This window comes from Streptomyces sp. NPDC054813 (genome assembly GCF_053611365.1).
Window position 1 is genome coordinate 66589 of record NZ_JBSHAF010000037.1, and the last position, 16991, is coordinate 83579.

A 16991-nucleotide genomic window follows, 5' to 3' on the forward strand; every position below is an offset into this window, starting at 1 on the left:
CGCCATGGCCGCGACTGTCGTCAGACACAACCCCGCCCACCCCGACGAGATACTCACCAAGACCCCGGCCACCGGCCGGGCCGGCGTCATCGCCGCCGTCGACCGGGCCCGTAAGGCGGCCCGTTCCTGGGCGGAGGGCGGCGCCGGCCGCCGGGCCGCCGCGCTGCACGCGGCCGCCGACCGGGTACAGGCGGCCGGCGACGAACTCGCGAGCCTCGTCTCGCGCGAGGTCGGCAAGCCGATCACCCAGGCGCGGGGCGAGGTGGCCCGTACGGTCGCGATCCTGCGGTACTACGCGCAGCAGCCGTACGATCCCGTCGGCTCCGTCCACGAACCGGCTGCCGGCGCCGGGCTGTTGTTCACCCGGCGTGCGCCCTACGGTGTGGCCGGACTGATCACGCCGTGGAACTTCCCGCTGGCCATCCCCGTGTGGAAGGCCGCGCCCGCCCTCGCCACCGGCAACTGCGTCGTCCTCAAGCCCGCCGAGCCGGCCACGGCATGCGCACTGCGGCTCGGTGAACTCCTCGACGAGGTACTGCCCCGCGATGTATTCGCCGTCGTCCCGGGCGGGGCAGCGGAGGGCGGCGCGCTCGGCACGCCCGTACAGGCCGGGATGGGCGGGCAGAACGCGGCCATCGTGCTGCCCGACGCCGACATCGAGGCCGACGCCGCACAGCTCGCCGCCGCGATCGCCGGATACGCAGGGCAGAAGTGCACCGTGACCAAGCGGGTGATCGCCGTCGGCGACCCCGGACCGCTGCGGGACGCCCTGGTGGCAGCCCTCGGAACGCTGGCCGTCGGCGACCCGCCCCTGCCCGGAACCGCCTGCGGCCCGCTGATTTCCGAGCAGGCCCGGGACGCCGTACTCTCCGCTGCCCGCTCCGGCGGCCGGGTGCTCACCGGCGGCATGACGGTGGGCGGCGATCCCGGCTGGCACGCGCGGCCGACCCTGGTCGACGAGCTGCCCGACGGGCACCTCCTCGCCACCGAGGAGGTCTTCGGGCCCATCGCCGCGTTCAGTACCGCCCCGGATCTGGATGCGGCCATCGCGCGCGCCAACGCGGTCGCCCACGGCCTGGCCGCCTCCGTGCACACCGCCGACCTGGACACCGCCCTGCGCTGCGCCGACCGCCTCGACACCGGCCTCGTCAAGGTCAATGCCGCCACCACCGGAGTCGACATCCACCTTCCCTTCGGCGGCGAGAAGGCGTCCAGCCACAGCCCACGGGAGCAGGGCAAGGCGGCTCTGGACTTCTACAACACCCGCACCCGGACGGTCACCCTGCTCTCTCCAGCGTGAAGGAGCCATGAATACTGGTGGCACGTGACATTGCATCCCCCACCGTGTGTCTGATCCGCGCGGCGCCGCGGCGCACGTTCCGCCCGACCGCACAGACGCACATTCCGTCCAGGAGGACCACCGCATGGCCGCTCAGCGCAACGGGGACAAGGGTTCCAAGGCCTCCGCCACCGGCGCCGGTCCCGCCCTGCCCACCCTGGGCGGAGCGCGCCCCAGTTACCGCGAGCGCGTCGCCGACGCCCTTCGCGCCGCCCTCATCGCCGGCGAGCTGAGCCCTGGCGAGGTCTACTCCGCGCCGATGCTGGCCACCCGCTTCGGGGTCTCCGCCACACCGGTGCGCGAGGCCATGCTCGACCTCGTCAAGGAGGGTCTGGTCGACACGGTGCCCAACAAGGGGTTCCGGGTCACAGCCGTCTCGGAGCGTCAGCTCGACGAGTACACCCATATCCGGTCGCTGATCGAGATCCCCGTCGTCGTTGGCCTTGCCGCCACCGCTGACCCCGTGGCGCTGGAGGCACTGCGCCCGGCAGCCGAGGAGATCGTCACCGCGGCCGCGGACGGTGATCTCATCGCCTACGTCGAGGCCGACCGCCGCTTCCACCTCGGCCTGCTCGCGCTGGCCGGCAACGAGCATCTGGTCGAGGTGGTCGGCGACCTGCGCAAGCGGTCACGGCTGTATGGGCTCACCGCGCTCGTCGAGCGGGGACTGCTGAAGTCGTCCGCCGAGGAACACCTCCAACTGCTCGACCTGCTCCTCGCCCGCGACGCGGACGCCGTACGCGAGGTGATGACCCGTCACCTCGGCCATGTCCGGGGCCTGTGGGCCCACTGAACGGGCCCCAGCCGGACCGCACGCCGGTCCGCTCAACACGTTACGGAGAAGGATGCCCTCGCTGACCCGCGCCGAGGCCAAGGCCCGTGCACGTCTGATCGATGTGGAGCGGTACACCGTCGACCTCGACCTCACCCGGGGTGAGGCGCACTTCCGTTCAGCGACGACCGTACGCTTCACCGTCCGTACCGCGGGTGACACTATCGCCGAGCTGAAGCCCGCCGTCCTGCACCGGGCGGCACTCGACGGTCATGCCCTCGATCAGGCCCGGCTCACCGACGGCCGGATCCCCCTCTCCGGTCTCACGGCGGGGCCGCACGAGGTGTACGTCGAAGCGGACATGGCCTACTCGCGCACGGGTGAGGACCTGCACCGCTTCACCGATCCGGCCGACGGCGAGACGTATGTACACAGCCAGGCCTTCCTGGACCAGCTGCCGCGGATCACCGTGTGTTTCGACCAGCCGGACCTCAAGGCGGTCTTCGAAGTGACGGTCAGAGCACCGCCCTCCTGGACCGTTCTGGGCAACGGCGTCCGCGCTCGCGACCCGGCCTCCGAAGGGCGGTGGCGGATCGCCCCGACCCCGCCGCGGGGCCCTGGCACTCCCTGCGCACGGAACACGCCGGTCTGCCCTTCGGCCTGCACTGCCGTCGCAGCCTCGCTCCGCATCTGGACACCGACGCGGAAGAACTGTGGAGCATCACACGGCACGCGTTCGACCGCTACCACGAACTCTTCGACGAGCCGTACCCCTTCGACTCCTACGACCAGGTCTTCGTCCCGGAGTTCAACAACGGCGCGATGGAGAACCCCGGGCTGATCGCCTTCCGCGAGGGCTTCCTCTTCCGTTCCGCGGCGAGCGGCACCGAGCGGCAGGGCAGAGCACGGGTCTTCGCGCACGCGATGGCGCACATGTGGTTCGGTGACCTGGTCACCATGCGATGGTGGGACGTCCTGTGGCTGAACGAGTCCTTCGCCGACCACATGGCCTATCAACTGACCGGCGCCTGGACCGAGTTCGCCGTCACTCGCAAGACCTGGGGCTACGACGCCGACCAGCGCGCCTCCACCCACCCCGTCGCACCGCCACCGGACGCCGTACCCGACACTGGCCGGGCACTGGCCAACTTCGACGGCATCGTGTATGCCAAGGGCGCCGCCGCACTGCGTCAACTCGCCACCGGCTGGGCGAGGAGCCGTTCCTCGCCGGAGTCAACGACCACCTCACCCGACACCGCTTCGGCAACGACACCCTCGGCGAACTCCTGGACTCCCTGACCCGTACGTCGGGCCGCGACGTCCACGCATGGGGCGAGGCGTGGCTGCGCACGACCGGCGTGGACACGATCGGCGGGCACCGGTCGGTCAGCCGCCCGCACCGTGTCCGGTTCGGCCTGTACGACTACGACGCGAACAGCCGGCTCGTCCTGCGCGAGCAGATCTGGGCCGAGCCCGGCTCCGACGCCCTTGTTTCCGGCAGCCATGCCCAGGCCCCCGACCTCCTCGTCCCCAACGACGGTGACCTCGCCTACGCCAAGGTCCGTCTGGACGCGCGCTCCTGGGCCGCTGTCACCGACTCGCTCTCCACCCTGGACGACCCGCTCACCCGCGCCGTGCTGTGGACCACGGCCCGTGACATCGTCCGCGACGCCGAACTCCCGCCCGTCGGCTACCTGGAGCTCGTCACCCGTCATCTGCCGTACGAGACGGATGCCGCCGTCGTCGACAGCGTCCTGGCCTTCGCGCGCGGGCCGGTCGCCGACCGCTACCTCGCGCCCGGACTGAGCCCTGCCGCCCTGACAACCCTGGCGGACGTGTGCCGGGGGATCCTGGACGACCCGACCCGGCGGGCCCTGCACCTCGGGGCCCTGCGGACCCTGGTCGACAGCGCCGAAGCCGTCCCGAAGGTCCCCCGGGACGATCGCGAACTGCGCTGGCACGCCCTTGCCCGGGCACGGGCCTCATCGCTGAGATGCCCGAAGCGTCGAGCGGTATAGCCCAGGCGCAACCCAGCCAGCCCGAGCAGCGGACTCCCCGACACAGCCCGCGTCCCGACCGGCACGCACCAGTGCTCGACGAACCGCGCGTCGTCGTCCTTCAACGCCGTGCCGACCAGGACTTCCGCAGCCTCGCCCTCTGCCGAGCGGTCGCGCAGATCCCGCTCCAACGCCTCGACCACCACCCTGTGAGGCAGCGCGGGAGGGTTCTCGACGCTCAGATGAGAGTGCGCCCCGCGAGACTACGCGGCCGGCATCCAAAGACAGGTCGGATGTCACCACACAAATTCCGTCCCAGGTCTATGACTTGGAGAAATGGTTCCGTACATTCATCGGATGTCTGGGCCTTCGCTCGTCCTGTGGGAGATCGACCATGCGCACCATTGTCGCCGCGTGCCTTGCTACCGCCGTGGCCTGTCTGGGTTTCACCGGCGGCCCACCCGAAGCCGTCACCGCCGACGCGTCCGCCCACGCGCCGGCCACTTTGCATGTCGCGCCCGACGGGCGCGGTTCGGCCTGCGGTAACCGCAATCCGTGCAGTCTCGAGACCGCTCGCGACCGCGCGAGATCTCTCGTCCCGCACGCCTCGGGCGACGTCGTGGTCGAACTGGAGGGCGGGACCTACCGGCTCACCGCTCCCTTCCGGCTGGGCGTCCAGGACTCCGGCCGACGTGGCCACCCGGTGGTGTACCGGGCGGCCGCGGGGCAGACGCCGGTGCTCAGCGGCGCGACCCGGCTCACCGGCTTCTCGCGCGTCGACGCCGCGAAGAACATCTACCGGGCCAGGGTTCCCGCAGGCACCGCCAGCCGGGAGCTGTTCGTCAACGGGACACGGGCTGACCGTGCACGCGGGCCGCGCAACCCGGCGGGGTTCTCGGTGACCGCCACCGGCTTCACCACCGCCGACGCCTCGTACACCGCGTGGACGAACCCCGCACAGGTCGAGGTCGTCTACAACAGCGGCTGGAAGCAGATGCGCTGCCCGCTGGCGTCCATCACCCGCTCCACGTCGGGTGGCTCGGACCTCACCGTCGATCCCGGCTGCTGGAACAACAACCACAACGCGGTGCCCAACCCGAGCTTCCCCTTCAACGGCGCCGGACTGCCGACGATGGACGGCATCAGCTGGCTGGAGAACTCCTACCAACTCCTCGGCACACCAGGCCAGTTCTATCTCGATGAGGACGCCGGTTACCTCTACTACGTGCCGCGCGCCGGCGAGAACCTGGCGACAGCGGACGTCGAAATGCCGGTGGCGCCCGAACTCGTCGACGCCTCGGGTACCCCGGGACACCTGGCCCCGGTCAACGACACCGACTGGCGGGCGGATTACACCGGCAACTGGGGCTACTCCGACGGTCGGCACCTCGGCGACCTGAACGCAGACGTCCACTACACCTCCAGCGACGGCGACGCGGTCTCCTACACCTTCACCGGCACCGGGATCCAGGTGCTGTCCGAGACCAACTCCGACGAGGGCACCGCGGACGTATACATAGACGGCACAAAGGTCTCGACGGTCTCCGGCGACGGCCCGGAGCGCCTGGCCCAGCAGGCCATGGTCTCCGTCACCGGACTGCCGAAGGGCAAGCACACCGTGCGTCTGGTCAAGACCGGCGGCGCGTATCTGCTCGTCGACGGATTCACCGTGATCCCCGACGTCGTGGCACCCGTGCACGACCTCGTCTTCTCCGGACTGACCTTCGCCTACACCACATGGAACGCCCCGTCCGCCGAGGGCTATGTGGACAACCAGGCCGGGGTGCTCTGGGACCCGGCGACACGCACACCGATCCGCATCCCCGCAGCGGTCCAGGTACACCGGGGCATGCGGATCTCCTTTTCCGGCGACGTGGTCCGGCACACCGGCACCAGCGGCATCGACCTGGCCGACCAGACACAGAACTCCACGATCGAGGACAGCTCCGTCACCGACACCTCCGGCAGCGGCGTCTCGGTCGGTGAGGTGGACGACTACTACCAGACCGACCCCGCCCTGATGACGAGCGGCAACACCGTCTCGGGGAACACCGTGCAGTTCCCCGGCCAGGAGTACCAGGACGCGGTCGGCGTGTGGGTCGGCCACAGCAGGGCGACGACTGTGTCCCACAACGACATCGGCTACACCCCGTACTCCGGCATGTCCATCGGCTGGGGCTGGGGATGGGCGTCGAACTGCACACTGCAAGCCGCGCAAGGTCTGCCCAACCCCTGCCTGCACGGCACCACGTACGCCGGCGGCAACAAGATCCTCGGCAACCACGTGCACAGCGTGATGGGTGCACTCTTCGACGGCGGCCCGATCTACACCCTCGGCGGCCAGTCCACACCTTCGGAACTCGCCGGGAACGTGCTGTCGGAGTGCATCGACGGCTGCAACATGATCTACCACGACGAGGGCAGCTCGCTGTGGAACACCCACGACAACGTCGTGCGCTTCGCCAACGGGTCGCTCTGGACGAACCTGTGGACGCCGAGCATCCACGACGACACGATCCACGACAACTACAGCGATACCGCCTCCTACAACAACAGCGGCACCGACATCACGTTCCAGCAGGCCACCGTGGTGACCGACGGGAACTGGCCGCCGACAGCAAAGGCCATAATCAACGCCGCGGGCCCCGGCACCCTCCCCGGGAGAACCGTCGATGACGACGACCTGCGGATCTCGTACACCGGCAGCTGGTCCTCCAGTGGGTCCCGTGGCTACGGCGACCTCGACAACGGCGTGCACTACGCCCAGCACAACGGCGCCGCCGCGACGATCACCTTCACCGGCACCGGGATCAGCTTCCTCACCGAAACGAACCCCGACGAAGGCGACATCGCCGTCTCGCTGGACGGCATCCCCAAGAAGACCGTCAGCGCGAACACCCCGGAACGGCACGCCCAGCAGAGCGTGTACACGGTCTCGAATCTGCCCGCCGGCACGCACACCCTGACTCTCACCAAGGCCGGCGGCGACTACCTCCTGGTGGACGGCTTCACCCTGAACTGACCGCGGTCACAGGCAACTCATCGCCACCGGGCCGGCCATGTGCCGGGAGAAAGGAAACACCCATGCTCGCCGCCCCCAGACGTAAGCTGTTCGCCGTGCTGACGGCACCCGCCGCGGTCGTCGCACTGCTCGCCGGCCCGCACCTCGCCGCAGGCCGAACGGCCGGCTCCCCGGCAGCCGACTTCACCGCGTCGCACACCCAGGTGCCCCAGCGCCAGCGAGTCGCGGCCTGGTCGCCCAGCATGACGGCCGGCGGACCGAACTTCAACGACCAGACCATTCGGATGGTCGCGCACTCCACCGTTGACGGCAGCGCACTGCGCATCCACCTGTCCAATCTCCGCGGCACGATCCCGCTGTCGGTGGCGCACGTCACCATCGGCGCGCAAGCCGGACGGGCGACGGCGGTCGCCGGGTCACTGCTCCCGGTCACCTTCGCCCATCGGCGGTCCGTGACCGTCCCCACCGGCGGGGAAGTGGTCAGCGACCCGGTGGCGATGCACGTCAAGGCCGAGCAGAACGTCCTGGTCAGCATCTACCTGCCAGATGCGACCAGTTCCGCCACCTGGCACTCCGACGCCTTCGACACCAGCTATCTGTCGGGGCCGGGCGACCACACCGCCGAGGTGTCCGACGCGTCCTATGTCGCGGCGAGGACATCCTGGTACTACCTGTCCGGGATCGACGTCGTCCCGACGCACGCCCGTGGCACCGTGGTGGCCTTCGGCGACTCGATAACCGACGGTTACAACACTCCGGCGGGGGCCTACCACCGCTGGCCCGACGACCTGGCCCGGCGGTTGGCCGGAACCCGCCCGATGGCCGTCGTGGACGCCGGTATCGGCGGCAACCGCGTGCTGACGGACGTCCCCAACATCTGGCAGGGCGTCAGCGCCACCAAACGCTTCGCCCATGACGCACTCGGCCAGGCAGGAGTGAGGGACGTGATCCTCTTGGAGGGCATCAACGACATCGGCAACAACCGCGGTCCCGGCGGCGCACCACTGACCGCGCAGGATCTGATCGACGGCTATCGCGACCTGATCCGGCAGGCGCACGCCGCGGGAGTCCGGATCATCGGCGGCACCATGCTGCCCGACAAGGGTAACGGCTACTACAGCGACTCGGCGGAGGCGATCCGCCAGGCGGCCAACCAGTGGATCCGTACCAGCGGCGCCTTCGACGGCGTGGTCGACTTCGACAAGGCCGTCGCCGACCCGGCCGACCCCGCCACGCTCAACCCGGCCTACGACTCCGGCGACCACATCCACCCCAACGAGGCCGGCATGCAGGCGCTGGCGAACGCGGTCGACCTCTCCCTACTGACGTGAGTGTCACCTCCCGGCGGTGATCCTTTCCAGATTCCGTCGAGGAGGTGGGAGGGGTGGGCCACGGTGCAGATAGCCGACGGCATCTTCGGCCAGCTCACTCGGCACTCGGTCACAGGGCCCGTCCGCACACCGCGGACGGGCCCCGTGCGTTCGTCGGACGATTCTCTATCGCGGCGTACTTACGTCGGTTTGGCCTGCCAGTTGTTGCGGGGCGTACGGGGTGGCTGACGTGCAGGCGGGTTGGATCAGGGTGCTGGCGACGTGGCGGCCGGCCGGTGGTGCTGGCGACCTCGCCTCGACAGTGGATCTGGTGATGAAGGTGCCGCTGTAGGCGGCGAGGAGAGGGCGTCCGGGGGTGCCATGGCCCGGGCAGATATCGGCCGGATCATAAGGGTCTGGCTCGATCGCGACCGATCCGATCTGGCTCGCCGCTGGGTCCATCGACGGCTGCGCTCGGATGCCCCGTCGCGCCGGGCCGGGCGGTCGTTCGGTCAGGACCGGGGCTGGGTCGGGCGCACCCCCGAGACCCAAAAGAGAACGACCGTTTGCGTTAGCGGTTGCTGACTGCTACCTTCAGAGTGAAACGCCAACGTACGTTTTTGTTTGGTGATGGGTTGGTGCCGCTGTCTTTCCCCGGTAGTCGCCCCACCGACGGCGAGGAGCGCATCATGTCGAGGTCGCCGGCACTCCCCCCTCTTTCCTGTAGGACGGAAGTCCTGGTCGCGGGGGCGGGGCCTACGGGTCTGGCTCTGGCGGCGAGTCTGCGCCAGCTGGGTGTGGAACATGTTCTGCTCGACCGCAATGACGTGATCCAGCCTGGATCGAAGGCGGCTGCGGTGCAGCCGCGGACGCTTGAGTACCTGGACCGGATCGGGGTTGGTGCGGCTCTTGTCGAGCGGGGGATGAAGGGGCGCGGTTTCTGTCTGCATGACCGGGACCGGATACTGCTGCGGGCCTGTTATGACCGGCTGGACACTCCGCACCCGTACATGCTGCTGGTCTCCCAGCAGGCCACCGAGGAGCAGTTGGTGCGGCGGCTCGAAGAGCTGGGTGGTGTCGTGCACCGCGGGCACCGTCTCCTCGGTTTCACTGCGGACTTTCCCGGTGTGACCGCGACGGTCGTCGGTCCGGACGGGGTGCTGCGCGCGGTGACTGCCCGGTATCTGGTGGGCTGCGACGGCGTGCACAGTACGGTGCGTACGACGGCCGGGATCGCGTTTCCGGGGGACTCGCCGGAGCAGTTGTTCGCGCTCGCCGACGTCCGCCTGGCGGCCTGTACGCACACAGCGGTGGCCGAGGACGCCACGTTCTACCTGTCCGAGGCGGGGCTGCTGCTGATGTCCCCGCTCGCCCAGGGCCTGCACCGCCTGGTCGCACCGGTGCCGCCCGGCACACCCGCACCCGATGCGGGTGATGTCGAGCGGTTGCTCACCGCGCGCGGCCTTGCGGGGGAGCGGACACGCGTGGCCGAGGTGGCGGCGACTTCCACCTACCGTGCCCAGGAGCGGGTGGCCAAGCAATTCCGTGCCGGACCGGTCTTCCTGGCTGGCGATGCCGCCCATACGCACAGTCCGGCCGGGGCCCAGGGCATGAACACCGGGATGCAGGACGCCGGGAACCTGGCCTGGAAGCTCCACGCCGTCCTGACCGGCGCCGCCCCCGAGACGCTGCTGGACACCTATCACCGTGAGCGACAGCCGGTCGCGGCCCAACTCGTGGCCTTCACCAGTCAGTTCGCCCGGATCGCGGCCCTGGCCGACCCGGCGGCCGGACGGCGCCGCAATGCGCTGCTGGCCGCCGCGGCCGCCACACCGGGCATCACCGACTGGCTGGCCACCACTCTCGCCCAGCTAGACATCGCCTACACCCGTGAACCCGACCTCGGCGTCCCGCGCTGCGGCACGCGCGTCTCGCCGCTGGTCGTCCCGCCGGACGGCCTGCGCTGGACTCTCGCTCTGCCCGGCACACCACGGCGCGGCATCACGGCGGGCAGGCACGGGTCGATGGCCGTGCGGTACGTCCCGGACCTGCCGACCACTCTGCTCGTGCGCCCCGACGGCTACCTGGCCGCTGCCGAAGTCCCGAGCGACCCGGTCGACGTCGTTGATCTGTTCGGCCAGTACCTGCACCAGTAAGTGCGCCCGAAGGACGGCCCGTTCAAGGAGACACGGACATGACCCTTCCCACTCCTTCACCCACCCTCGTCCGCCAGGCCGCGGTCTTCGACGGCACTCGGCTGCAACCGGCGCAGGACGTCCTCATCGACGGTCCTGTGATCGCTGCCATCGGCCCGCACCTGGACGCACCGGCCGGGGCCACGGTCCTCGACGGGGCCGGGCGCACCCTGCTGCCCGGCCTGATCGACGCCCACACCCACACCACCGACACGGCGCAGCTGCGCCAGGCGCTGGTCTTCGGGATCACGACCGAACTAGACATGGGCGGCGCAGCCGAGACCGCCCAGCGGATGCGTGCCGCCGCCGAGGCACGGGACGACCTGGCCGACGTGCGCGTCGCCACCACGGGCGCGACAGCTCCGGGCGGCCACCCCTGCCGGCTGGTAGAGCTCGGCATGATCGAACCGTTCCCCACGGTGGCTGGACCGGACGACGCCGACGCGTTCGTCGCGGCCCGGGTCGTCGAGGGCGCGGACCACCTGAAGATCTTCATCGAGGACGGCACTGCCATCGGCAAGCCGCTGCCCCTCATGTCCCCGCAGACGGTCACCGCTCTGGTCCGGGCCGCGCACGAGCGGGGGCTGCGGACCGTCGCCCACACCCTGACCCGCAGCGCGGCACGTCAGGCGATCGACTGCGGCATCGACGGCCTGGCCCACGCCCCCGCCGACGGGCCCAGCGACCAGGCCCTGATCGAAGCCGCGGCGGACAACGGCATGTTCGTCGTGCCCACCCTGACGGCGCTCACCGGCATGACGTCCGTCCCGGCCGAGTACGAACTCGCCGACGACCCCAGGCTTCGCCCCTACGCGGACCCGCAGTGGCTGGCGGACCTGGACGAGATCCGCACCACCGACCCCGGCCGACGCGTGGGTCCCATCGGAGTGGACCCCCGGCACGCCGCCGATGCCGCCGTGCGGATGTTCCGCCTCGGCGTGCCGCTGCTCGCGGGCACCGACGGCACCGGCGGTCACGGTCACCCCACCACGCACGGCATCAGCTACCACGGCGAACTCGCCCTGCTCGTCGCCGCGGGCCTCACGCCCGCCCAGGCCCTGACCGCCGCCACCGCCGCGCCCGCCGACGCGTTCGGCCTCACCGACCGAGGACGCATCGCGCCGGGTCTCCGGGCCGACCTGCTGCTCGTCGACGGGGACCCCACCCGCGACATCACCGCGCTCCGCACTATCACCGCCCTGTGGCGTCGCGGCATCCGCACCGACCGCACCGCCCCTCGCGCAGCACAGACCCGGGAGTAGCCGTGAGCAGCGACCGCGCCTCAGCCAACCTTGTGCCGCTGGGCATTCACCACCTCAAACTGCCCGTCACCGACCTGGAGCGCAGCGCCCGGTGGTACGGCGCCGTGCTGGGCGCCCGCCGCCTGCCCGAGCTGGACCACCGCCGCCCCGACGGCACCCTCTTCGCTGTCATCCTCGACGTCCCCGGCCTGGGCACCCGCCTCGAACTGCGCCTGGACCCAGCCACCGCCACCGCCCTGGAGGGCTACGACTTCCTCACCCTGGCCGTCGACGACCAGGCGGCCTTGGGCCAGTGGATCCCCCACCTGGACACCCTCGGCATCCCCCACTCGCCCCCGGTGGTCGCCCTGGTGGGCTGGCTCCTGGTCATCCCCGACCCCGACGGACAACGCCTCCGCCTCTACACCACCACGCCCCACGGGCTGAATACCGCACGCGTCGAATTCGACTCGCCCTGGCTCAGCACCGGCCCCGCGCCCGAACCCAGCAGCGCCCACGCAGAGAAGCCGATGCTGCGCGTCGTCACAACAGTCACGGCCCGGCCCGGCGCGGGCCGCGAGCTGGAACGCATGCTCCTGGCGTTGGCCGCTGCCAGCCGTCGCGAGGACAGCTGTCTGGACTACCGGGTGCACCGCGCCGAACAGACACCCGACATGTTCGTCGTCTACGAGGAGTGGACCGGCCGGCAGACCCTCGACGCCCACCACGCAACGCCCCACATGAGCACCTTCCGCACCAACGCCGCGGACCTGATGGCCGCGCCACCACATGCGGAACCACTCACCTTGTGCACCCTGCCCTGACCCAGATGTCGGTGAGAGGGGCGGCGCAGGAGGCGATGAGTGTCTGTTTGCGGGTTCCCTGCCGCCGCCATTCGACGCAGGCGGACAGACCCACCCTTTATCGGCGTGCCGGGAGAAAATGCGAGAAAATTACTGAACAGTCTGTTTTGGCGTGCCAGGGAGTCGCAGATGGATGCCTCGGACGAACTCCTTCGAGGGGCTGAGCCGGCGGCTCTTCTGACGCTGGACGGCGCCATCCGCTGCCTCAACGCTGCAATGGTCACGGCGCTGGGCAGGTCTGCGGAGCAGTCCTTGGGGCGTGGCTTCGGTGATCTGTGGCCCGCAAGCCAGCGGATGTTGGCCGAGAGTCTCGTGGCTCACGCCGCCAAGACGAAGGCGGTCGCGATGCGGGTGCTGGACTTTCCCGGGCGAGGCGGAGCGCCCGTTGCCTCCTTGATCGAGGCGCAGCAGGTGAAGGATCCCGCAAGTGACGGGCAACTGGTCTGGGTGCACGCACTGGACGCGCGAAACGACCTGGCCAGCCTGCTGATCCCGTTCCGGCTGGCCACCACGGCCGCCCACCTCGGTCTGTGGATGTATTCGCCCGATGATCACCAGTTGGAATGGCTCGGCGGCGCACCCGCCCTGGTCGCGCTCTTTCCCGACCCCACTGTGTCGCTTTCCACAGTGATATCGGCAGTGCACCCTGACGACCGGGAGGCCCTGCGGCAGCTCCTGCGCTCGGCCTCCATCCAGCAGTCGCCCTGGGTGAGGTTGCGGTACCTCCCCCAGCGCGAGGGCTGGCACCAACTGGCCGCCCAGACCCGTCGGATCCAGTTGGGTTACGGCGGCCCCGAGCGGCTCTTCGGAATACTCCGCGACGACACCATGCAGGAGGAGCGCAAGGCGAAGGCGCAGGCCGCGCTGGCTGCCGAGCGACAGCGCGCCAAGGACATCGCCGACTTCTCCTCCGCCTTGATCACCGCGGCCACGGAGCAGGAGCTGCGGCAGGTCGCCCTGACCCGGCTCGCCGCGACCTTCGGTGCCAGCGGCGCCTTGCTCGCGCTCGTCGACGAAGGCCGCCTGCGTGTCTCCACCGATGCCGGGATAGAAATGTGGGAGGTCGAGGTCATGCATGGCCTGCCGCTGGACCATCCAAGCGCCTTGCCCGAGGCGATCCGTACCGGCAGGCCGCAGCTCATCATCGACCGGGAGGATTACATCCGCCGCTGGCCCCGCGGGGCCGAATTTCCGCGGCTCGGCCGACTCGGCTCCGACTATGCCGCCTCGATCACCCCCCTCAGCGAGGCAGGCAACCAGCCGCTCGGGGCGTGGCTGGTGACCTACGGCAGCGGATACCGGCCGTCCCTGGAGGAGCGGACCCTCATGGGTACGCTGGCCGACCTGGCAGGGCAGGCACTGAGGCGCATCAGGTTGCAGCAGGCACGAGTCGAGCTGGCCGCGGCGCTGCAGAGGACCATGCTCCCCACGCTGCCTGCGCACCTCGGGGGCCTGGAGGTCGCCGCCCGCTACCGGCCCAGCCGGGACGGGCTGGATATCGGCGGAGACTGGTACGACGCCTTCGTGATGTCCGACGGCACGGTCGCCATGGAGATCGGCGACGCCCAGGGGCACGACGTGGACGCCGCCGCAGTCATGGGACAGGTGCGTGCCTCCATGCGTGCGATCGCCGCCCACGAACCGGATCCCGCAACCGTGCTGACGCGCACCAACGAGTTGCTCGTCACGATGGGCGCGGCACGATTCGCCAGCTGCACCATGCTGCATATCGACCCGGGCGACGGACGGGTCACCGGCGCAAGCGCCGGCCATGTGCCGTTGCTGTGCGCGCGCACGGACGGCAGCCACAGCATCCACGAGCTGGCGGGCGGGCCGGTCCTGGGAGTCGTGTCCGAAACCGAGTACGGCGAGGAGACCTTCACCCTGGATGAGGACAGCGCGCTGGTGATGGTCACTGACGGAGTGGTCGAAGGACCGGGCCTCACGTTGGAAGCCGGACTGGAGCGAGCCGGAACGCTGGCCGGCGGGGCCCTCCGCGACGGGCTGAACGCCGAGGAGACCGCCGAGCGTATCCTCGATGCCGCGGTCGCGGTGGGCCACGTCGACGACGTGGCCGTGCTGGTCATCCGACGCACATGACGGCGCCCACGTCCTCACGACCTCGCTGCAAGACCACCCTCGCGCTCATTCGCCGAGCGGTGTGTTCTCGATGGCTCAGCCAACCTCGCGGCTGAGTGCGCGGCGGTCTCGATCAGGTCCAGACGGCGCGACAGCGAGTGACGTTCTGCGCCAGGACGGCCCGCTCGTCGTCCGGCAGGTGCCGGTCGCGCAGCTGGGCGACCGTCTTCCCGCAAGTGGGCAGGAACCGGTGACAGGCGCCGACCAGGTCTGCGACCACCCTGGACGCGACCTCCGGACGGCGCAGTACGTCCGAGGCCACCTCTGCGGCGACTTCGTCGTCGGCAAGGCGGTGGATGGCCGCCACCTTCGGCGGCACCGTCTCGGGACGGTCCGGGCTCTGCCCGACGTGTTTCTTGGCCCAGCTCGTCATCCAGCGCCGCACCTTGGCGTGCTGGTCCAGTGGAGGGGCGCCGATCACCTCGAAGCGCTCGGTGCCGTCCCCGATGGACGCAAGGATGTAGTGGACCTTGCGGAGGACGGGCGGCGCGCGCGTCACAAGGAGGGCGCGCTGCCGAGGGCCGAGGCGAGGGACGAGAGCCCGCCGATCAACTGCTCTGCGTCGACCGGCGCCACCAGGTGGCGGCCGACCAGGAGCCCGGGCATGAGCGTCATCAGCAGGGACGCGACCTGATCCGGGTCCGCCGTGGGGGGCAGGATGCCCTCCTTGCGCCAGCGACGGGCCAGCTCGGTGAGGCTGTCGCGCACGGACAGGTAGAAGGTCCGGGTGCGCCCTTCGAGTTCCGGGCTGCGCAGGGCCTCGCCCCATGCCTGGATCGCGATACGGGTCAGGTCATACGGCTGGCCTGCGCCCCGGTCGCGGGCCTCGACGGTCATGGCCTCCAGCACCTCGGCGGGTGAAGGGGTGGGACGGAGTTCCAGGAGCCGCCCGAACAGGTCGCGCACCAGCGTGAGTGCCTCGTCCGCGGCGGCGTCGATGAGGTCGTCCTTGCTGCGGAAGTAGCGGTAGACGGCACTGGAGGACATGCCGGTCGCGGCGATGACGTCGTCCATCGACGTGGCATGGAAACCGTTGCGGGAGAAGCAACTCCAGGCACTGGTCAGGATGTGGCGCCGCCGTTCTTCGCGGCGCTCCTCGCTCAAACGGGGCATGCCCCCACCCTAAACGCAAACGTTGGTTTCCGTTACTGGCGAAGGGCTGACGCCTGCCGGCCCTCCCGGGGGTGTGAGGTGCAGAGGAGCGCCAGGCGGTCGGCGTCCGCACTGCCGGGCTCGGCAGTGCCGACGAGCAGGCTCTGCCCCGGCGCGTCCTGCACCTCGAACGTCTGGTACGACAGCGTCATCCGGCCCGCCATGGGGTGGTGGAAGGTCTTGAACCGGCTGCCCAGCCGACCGACATCCTGCTGCTCCCACAGTTCCGTGAACTCGGCGCTCTCGGTGCGCAGCTCGTCGATCAGGGCGGTGAGCCGGGGATCGTGGCGCTCGTGGCCGTACGCGAGCCGCAGCGCGGCGACGGTGTCGCGCGCCATGGTGTCCCACTCCACGAAGAGAGTGCGTGCGGCAGGGTCGCAGAAGAGGGAGTGGACCATGTGGCGCGGGTCCGCCAGCGGGGACAGCAGCAGGGTGGCCGGCGCGTTCGACGCGAGAATGTCCAGGCGGCGGTTGACTACATAGGCGACCGCTGCCGGGAACGTGTCCATCAGCCGCTGCAGCTGGGGGGCCACCTGCTCCCCGTCGACGTCGGGGGCTTCGCTTTTCGGCACCAGGCCGGCCAGGCGGTAGGCGTGCCAGCAGGCGTCGGAGTCCAGGTCCAGGGCGCGGGCGAGGGCGTCGATGACCTGACCGGAGGGGTGCCGTTCGCGGCCCTGCTCCAGGCGGGCGTAGTAGTCGGCGCTGACCCCGGCCAGCACGGCGACCTCCTCGCGCCGCAGCCCGCTGACGCGGCGGCCCGTGGAGCGGGGAAGCCCCACATCCTGCGGACTGACCCGGGAACGGCGCGCCAGCAGGAATTCGCCCAGTTCGTTGGCGCTCATGGCTGAATCGTACGTCGATGGTTCCTAGGCCGTGTATCGGAAGTGAATCTTGCACATAGGGTGTCGGAATGTCACTGAGCCACATAGCACTCTCGTCTGGACGTTCGATCGAGCTCACC

Annotated in this window: 11 protein-coding genes and 1 pseudogene; 9 read left to right on the forward strand and 3 right to left on the reverse strand. The window is 70.1% G+C overall.

Annotation, left to right across the window (positions count from 1 at the left end):
* Positions 1 to 4: 4 nt before the first annotated feature.
* From ACWGJB_RS45255 to ACWGJB_RS45295, 9 genes and pseudogenes are all read left to right on the forward strand, one after another.
* The gene (locus ACWGJB_RS45255; RefSeq protein WP_453385873.1) at positions 5 to 1300 is read left to right on the forward strand and encodes an aldehyde dehydrogenase family protein; all 1296 of its coding nucleotides are present in this window, start codon (positions 5 to 7) and stop codon (positions 1298 to 1300) included.
* A gap of 124 nt (positions 1301 to 1424) precedes the next feature.
* On the forward strand, positions 1425 to 2132 hold the full coding sequence (locus tag ACWGJB_RS45260; RefSeq protein WP_453385874.1) for a GntR family transcriptional regulator: 708 nt from the start codon (positions 1425 to 1427) through the stop codon (positions 2130 to 2132).
* 52 nt (positions 2133 to 2184) lie between these two features.
* Positions 2185 to 4084 (forward strand): annotated as a pseudogene (gene pepN / locus ACWGJB_RS45265) (aminopeptidase N); the annotation flags it as partial.
* Between the two features lie 418 nt (positions 4085 to 4502).
* Positions 4503 to 7130 (forward strand): hypothetical protein, encoded by a 2628-nt coding sequence (locus ACWGJB_RS45270; RefSeq protein WP_453385875.1) that lies wholly within the window; start codon positions 4503 to 4505, stop codon positions 7128 to 7130.
* 62 nt (positions 7131 to 7192) lie between these two features.
* A complete protein-coding gene (locus ACWGJB_RS45275) occupies positions 7193 to 8461 on the forward strand; it encodes an SGNH/GDSL hydrolase family protein (protein WP_453385876.1) in 1269 nt (422 codons plus the stop codon).
* A 668-nt stretch (positions 8462 to 9129) separates the two neighbouring features.
* Positions 9130 to 10596 carry an FAD-dependent monooxygenase gene (locus tag ACWGJB_RS45280; RefSeq protein WP_453385877.1) on the forward strand — a complete coding sequence of 489 codons (1467 nt, stop codon included), beginning with the start codon at positions 9130 to 9132 and terminating at the stop codon, positions 10594 to 10596.
* 38 nt (positions 10597 to 10634) lie between these two features.
* Positions 10635 to 11897 (forward strand): amidohydrolase family protein, encoded by a 1263-nt coding sequence (locus tag ACWGJB_RS45285; RefSeq protein WP_453385878.1) that lies wholly within the window; start codon positions 10635 to 10637, stop codon positions 11895 to 11897.
* A 2-nt stretch (positions 11898 to 11899) separates the two neighbouring features.
* Entirely contained in the window at positions 11900 to 12700 is an 801-nt protein-coding gene (locus tag ACWGJB_RS45290) for an antibiotic biosynthesis monooxygenase (protein WP_453385879.1), read from the forward strand.
* Positions 12701 to 12868: 168 nt separating this feature from the next.
* Positions 12869 to 14839, forward strand: coding sequence for a SpoIIE family protein phosphatase (locus ACWGJB_RS45295; RefSeq protein ID WP_453385880.1), 1971 nt, complete (start codon positions 12869 to 12871; stop codon positions 14837 to 14839).
* A gap of 112 nt (positions 14840 to 14951) precedes the next feature.
* Here ACWGJB_RS45295 and ACWGJB_RS45300 read toward each other — a convergent pair whose 3' ends face one another.
* From ACWGJB_RS45300 to ACWGJB_RS45310, 3 genes are read right to left on the reverse strand one after another with little or no spacing between them, the layout of a single operon-like run.
* The gene (locus ACWGJB_RS45300) at positions 14952 to 15377 is read right to left on the reverse strand and encodes a DUF6192 family protein (RefSeq protein WP_453385881.1); all 426 of its coding nucleotides are present in this window, start codon (positions 15375 to 15377) and stop codon (positions 14952 to 14954) included.
* Positions 15374 to 15991 carry a TetR/AcrR family transcriptional regulator gene (locus tag ACWGJB_RS45305; RefSeq protein WP_453385882.1) on the reverse strand — a complete coding sequence of 206 codons (618 nt, stop codon included), beginning with the start codon at positions 15989 to 15991 and terminating at the stop codon, positions 15374 to 15376. The genes ACWGJB_RS45300 and ACWGJB_RS45305 overlap by 4 nt, the downstream gene beginning before the upstream one ends.
* A 32-nt stretch (positions 15992 to 16023) precedes the next feature.
* Positions 16024 to 16872, reverse strand: coding sequence for a helix-turn-helix domain-containing protein (locus ACWGJB_RS45310; protein WP_453385883.1), 849 nt, complete (start codon positions 16870 to 16872; stop codon positions 16024 to 16026).
* Positions 16873 to 16991 lie beyond the last annotated feature (119 nt).

Bases quoted from the DNA above. Each gene is read 5' to 3' on its own strand.
- ACWGJB_RS45255 (WP_453385873.1), top strand. From the start codon at position 5: ATGGCCGCGACTGTCGTCAGACACAACCCCGCCCACCCCGACGAGATA.
- ACWGJB_RS45305 (WP_453385882.1), bottom strand. From the start codon at position 15,991: ATGCCCCGTTTGAGCGAGGAGCGCCGCGAAGAACGGCGGCGCCACATC.
- ACWGJB_RS45295 (WP_453385880.1), top strand. From the start codon at position 12,869: ATGGATGCCTCGGACGAACTCCTTCGAGGGGCTGAGCCGGCGGCTCTT.
- ACWGJB_RS45285 (WP_453385878.1), top strand. From the start codon at position 10,635: ATGACCCTTCCCACTCCTTCACCCACCCTCGTCCGCCAGGCCGCGGTC.
- ACWGJB_RS45275 (WP_453385876.1), top strand. From the start codon at position 7,193: ATGCTCGCCGCCCCCAGACGTAAGCTGTTCGCCGTGCTGACGGCACCC.
- ACWGJB_RS45270 (WP_453385875.1), top strand. From the start codon at position 4,503: ATGCGCACCATTGTCGCCGCGTGCCTTGCTACCGCCGTGGCCTGTCTG.
- ACWGJB_RS45260 (WP_453385874.1), top strand. From the start codon at position 1,425: ATGGCCGCTCAGCGCAACGGGGACAAGGGTTCCAAGGCCTCCGCCACC.
- ACWGJB_RS45310 (WP_453385883.1), bottom strand. From the start codon at position 16,872: ATGAGCGCCAACGAACTGGGCGAATTCCTGCTGGCGCGCCGTTCCCGG.
- ACWGJB_RS45280 (WP_453385877.1), top strand. From the start codon at position 9,130: ATGTCGAGGTCGCCGGCACTCCCCCCTCTTTCCTGTAGGACGGAAGTC.